The 4,393-nt window shown below is 55.5% G+C and carries 6 protein-coding genes; 4 read left to right on the forward strand and 2 right to left on the reverse strand.

Features of this window, described 5'->3' with window-relative positions; translation table 11 throughout:
• The first annotated feature begins 93 nt into the window (after window positions 1-93).
• From Q0F21_RS05690 to Q0F21_RS05705, 4 genes are read left to right on the forward strand one after another with little or no spacing between them, the layout of a single operon-like run.
• Window positions 94-414 carry a DUF4387 domain-containing protein gene (locus tag Q0F21_RS05690; protein WP_018106350.1) on the forward strand — a complete coding sequence of 107 codons (321 nt, stop codon included), beginning with the start codon at window positions 94-96 and terminating at the stop codon, window positions 412-414.
• On the forward strand, window positions 407-1,399 hold the full coding sequence (locus Q0F21_RS05695) for a hypothetical protein (protein ID WP_018106349.1): 993 nt from the start codon (window positions 407-409) through the stop codon (window positions 1,397-1,399). The genes Q0F21_RS05690 and Q0F21_RS05695 overlap by 8 nt, the downstream gene beginning before the upstream one ends.
• Before the next feature lie 18 nt (window positions 1,400-1,417).
• Complete coding sequence (locus Q0F21_RS05700; protein WP_070464618.1) at window positions 1,418-2,260, forward strand: fumarate hydratase; 843 nt, start codon at window positions 1,418-1,420, stop codon at window positions 2,258-2,260.
• A gap of 38 nt (window positions 2,261-2,298) precedes the next feature.
• On the forward strand, window positions 2,299-2,850 hold the full coding sequence (locus tag Q0F21_RS05705; protein ID WP_297238195.1) for a Fe-S-containing hydro-lyase: 552 nt from the start codon (window positions 2,299-2,301) through the stop codon (window positions 2,848-2,850).
• A gap of 305 nt (window positions 2,851-3,155) precedes the next feature.
• Here Q0F21_RS05705 and Q0F21_RS05710 read toward each other — a convergent pair whose 3' ends face one another.
• Both Q0F21_RS05710 and nth read right to left on the reverse strand, forming a co-directional pair.
• Complete coding sequence (locus Q0F21_RS05710; protein ID WP_297238197.1) at window positions 3,156-3,824, reverse strand: carbohydrate-binding family 9-like protein; 669 nt, start codon at window positions 3,822-3,824, stop codon at window positions 3,156-3,158.
• 26 nt (window positions 3,825-3,850) lie between these two features.
• A partial coding sequence (gene nth, locus Q0F21_RS05715; protein WP_297238199.1) for an endonuclease III occupies window positions 3,851-4,393 on the reverse strand: 543 nt, incomplete at its 5' end.

The following is a 4,393-nucleotide window of genomic DNA, read 5'->3' on the forward strand; positions in this document are numbered from 1 at the left end:
CTGATGCAGGTAGATGATCCGAAGCAGTACTTCCCTGTCACCTTCCATGATGTCAAGGACGGCAAATGCAGTGACTTTGATTAAGAGAAAGAGATGAAAACATATAAGCTTATCGACATGGCAGACGTGATCCGGAGTAAGAACTCCGGTCCGTACGAGCTGACGTTTGACGTTATCTTCAAGACGTTTGACGACTACAATTTCTTCAAGGAGCACAAGCCGATCACAGCTGAGTCCTTCTCCAAGCTCTATGGCATCAAGGAGGAAGACGTCTTCAATGTGATCTATTTTGATCCGGCTAAGGCGGTCAAGGTGACGATTAAGCGCCCGATCCCTAGCGGTGCCCTTGGTGAGGTAGACGTCTACGGCGCGCAGCAGCACGCCCCTCTGGTCCACTTCACTTTTGATGCTTGACGAGAGCACCAATAGCGTAAGACTTCACGCCACGCCCAAGCGAGTGCAGGAGTCCTGGGTAGAGACCCAGTACTTCGCCCCGCGTGGGCGTGAGCGTTTATTACAGCTTGGCGAGCGGATCAGCCAGCTTCATCTCAGCTTCACCGATCGACTGATCGGCATCATAGGCGCTGCCGGCTCCGGTAAGTCCTCCCTCATCCACGGGATGTTCCCCGGTCTCGAGCTCTCCAATGATGACGATGCGATCCTCACGCGGAAGATCATGCAATTCCGTGGCGGATTCGCCGACCTACACTCTGCGACCACCTTCCACCTGGACATGCGGTTTCAGCTCGCATTCACCCAGATGTATGAGATCGTCGACTTCGTCAATCAAGCCTTGGCTGCTAGGAAGCGGCTTGTCATCGAGCACTTCGACCTGCTCACCGACGCCCTCGGGCGCAATGCCGACCTGCTGATAGCGATCGGCGAGCAGATCATCATCACGAGACCCTCCATCTTTGGCCCCGAGCCCCACACGCTCTCCCGGATGGTGGAGTCCTCGCTAATCTACCGCAAGATGGCTCACTCCGCTGAGGAGGTGACGACGCTCGCCCTTGCAGAGCTCTTTAACCTCCATGAGGATCACTTCTACTCCGCTGATATTGCGAAGGGATATGTCTTGAAGTTCAATGAGGATCCCAATCTCTCCAGAGAGGATCTATGCCGTCTCGAGCAGAGGATACTGGATCTCATCAAGGCAGACCTCCCGATAAGCTATATCGATGAGGACCACATCAAGGTCGGAGAGAGGATACTCCCCTGTGAGGGTCCCCGTATCCATGTCCGGTCCACCGGAGAGATCGAGGACTTCTCTCTCCACCACTCACTCATCTACGACGGACGATACGATGCCTGGTGCCTGGTAGGTCTGCTGGGAGCGACGGAGGAGGAGAAGGAGAATCTCAATAACCGCAACGCCAGATACTTCTTAGGAGTCTCTTAAACTTAGATATATCAACATATGAGAGAAATAAAAGCGCAGGACATCACCGAGCTGGTTTCCCGACTCTGTATCGATGCCTGCTATAATCTATCACCCGACATCTACAACGCGCTCAAGGATGCTAGCGAGCGGGAGAGCTCTCCCCTCGGTCGTGGTATCCTCAAGACCTTGGTCAAGAATGCCGACATCGCTCACGACAAGGAGAAGCCCATGTGCCAGGACACCGGTATGACGGTAGTCTTCGTCCGCCTCGGGCAAGAGGTCCATGTCGTGGGGGGCAACCTCACCGATGCGATCAATGCCGGTGTGCGTGATGGCTACCAGAGAGGATACCTCCGCAAGTCTGTGGTCAATGACCCGATCCTGCGAGAGAATACCGGGGACAACACCCCTGCCATCATCCACTACGACATCGTCCCGGGCGACAAGATCGAGATCACCGTCAGCCCCAAGGGCTTCGGCAGTGAGAATAAGAGCGACCTCCGTATGCTCCAGCCCAGCGATGGTGAGGAGGGAGTCAAGGACTACGTCATGGAGGTGGTCAAGCACGCCGGCCCCAACCCCTGCCCCCCCACCATCGTCGGAGTAGGTATCGGTGGAAACTTCGAGGAGAGCGCACTCTACGCTAAGCGCGCCCTACTCCGCCCCGTAGGCGATCGCAACCCCAAGCCCCACCTCGCTGCTATCGAGGAGGAGCTCCTCAGCCGGATCAATGCCCTCGGCATCGGTCCTGCCGGGATGGGAGGTGACACGACGACCCTTGACGTCCACGTGGAGGCCGGTCCGACACACATCGCCGGACTTCCTGTGGCGGTCAATATCAGCTGCCACGCCACCCGTCACTCCGAGGGTAGCCTCTGATCCAATCATTCGACCAAGTAAGAAACGCACGACTTATTATGCATACAAGTGATACAGAGAAGCGTATCATCTCGGCACCCCTGACCGACGAGATCATCAAGACGCTCCACGCAGGGGAGATGGTCTACATTACCGGGACCATCTACACCGCTCGTGATGCTGCACATAAGCGTCTCTGCGAGATGCTCAAGCGTGGTGAGGAGATGCCCTTTGACTTCGAGGGACAGATCGTATACTACGCTGGTCCGGCTCCTGCCAAGCCCGGTGAGCCGATCGGTTCGGTCGGACCTACCACAGCGGGACGCATGGATGCCTACACCCCTACCCTTGTGGAGCATGGTCTGAGAGCCATGATCGGCAAGGGAGCCCGCAATCAGGCCGTCATCAATAGTCTGAAGGACCACTGCGGGGTCTACTTCGCTGCTATTGGTGGCGCAGCAGCCCTGATGTCTCTATGTGTCAAGGAGGCTGAGGTGATCGCCTTCGATGAGCTGGGGACGGAAGCCATCCGTAAGCTCCGTGTCGAGGAACTCCCCGTGATCGTTGCTGTCGACTGCTATGGCGGCAATGTCTACGACCGAGACAAGTAAGGAGTAAGTCCGATACCGACTTTACAGGAAAGGCTGTGTAACCTACAGAGAGGTTGCACAGCCTTTTTCTATGGAGCAAATACGAGTATCGGTATTAGTTCGATTTATTACCGGTATTTGTCGACACTACTAGGGGTAATAGTCAAAACTAATACCGGTAATAAAAATCCGGGAATATCTCGCCACCTCGATTCAGACGACCTCGGGACACAATCCTGAGGCATATCAGACGTCAGAGACTCACAGATGGTGACGGTCGACTCGGGGGGGGGGTATGCTTAGTCATCACACACCAAGCCGATCTGTCAGCTGCGCTTCGCCAGATCCAGTCGCACAAAGGACTCCGGACGATGAAAATCAGGCTTTGGACTCTCGATTGGCTGCCATGATGCGAAGTGCGGCATCACAGTTTCATCCCCACACTTGTAGAAGTTTCCCTCGATGTGATCTGGGATCTCTGTCGTACGGAGGAGCCCAAATATGCGCCAGCTTATCTTTACCGATACCCAGAAGCTCTGGATCCCCTGTCGCTGCTCGAAGAGAGTGTCTCTTCGCTCACTTGCAGCTCGTCTGATCTCCTGGTAGTCTGCGGGGGATAGAGGGTCGCTCTCCTCGCGGCTCTTTCTATGCGAAGCATCGCATGCGCCGATGCAATTGAATTCAAAATTATAGTACTTCTCATCACCCGGCAGACGTAGGAAGGCCTCCACGCAACTATCGAGGTGCACACGATCACCATCCTCTGATATCGTGGCTCTGAGACCGCGCCCCTGGCTGAAGAATCTGAGGTAGATACCTGTGTCCGTATAGGCGACACTGACCGCACTCACCGGTATATACTCATACTGGTCCGGCCAGTTATTGGTCATGATGGGCAACCGCAGTGCCTGCTCCTCCATCAGTACTTCATTCGAGGTGAGATCCAGAGCATCTAGGACGGGGATGTAAGGGATGATAGGTGTGTTACGTGCCATGAGGAGAGTGTGATAAGGGGGATTGGCTATTTTTTCTCTATACCGCTGGCGCCATATCGGCGTGCGTAGTATCGGCAGTAGTCGGAGATCGGACAGGTGAGGCAGTGGGGATTGCGCGCAAAGCAGATCTGGCGACCATGGAGGATGAGCCAGTGGTGGATTCGATTCCAGTACTTCCTCGGGATGCGGCGCATGAGAGACTCCTCCACCTTGAGGACGTTATTGGCTGTCTGAGGGACCAGCCCTATGCGTCTGGAGACGCGGTAGACGTGGGTGTCGACACCTATCCTTGGCTCTCCGATGATGACGGAGAGATAGACATTGGCGGTCTTGCGCCCCACTCCCTGGAGACTCATCAGCTCCTTCAGTGTCTCGGGGACAGTCCCACCATAGTCCTGTACGATCGACTCAGCGGACTGCTTGAGGTAGCGGGCCTTGCTATTGGGATAGGTGACGCTCCGGATGTAGGTAAAGATCTCCTCCTCAGACGCTCGGGACATCTCCAGGGGCGAAGGATAGGCGGCAAAGAGCGCAGGAGTCACCATATTGATCCGCTCATCCGTACACTG

The organism is uncultured Porphyromonas sp. (assembly GCF_934359325.1).
Classification (GTDB): Bacteria; Bacteroidota; Bacteroidia; order Bacteroidales; family Porphyromonadaceae; genus Porphyromonas_A.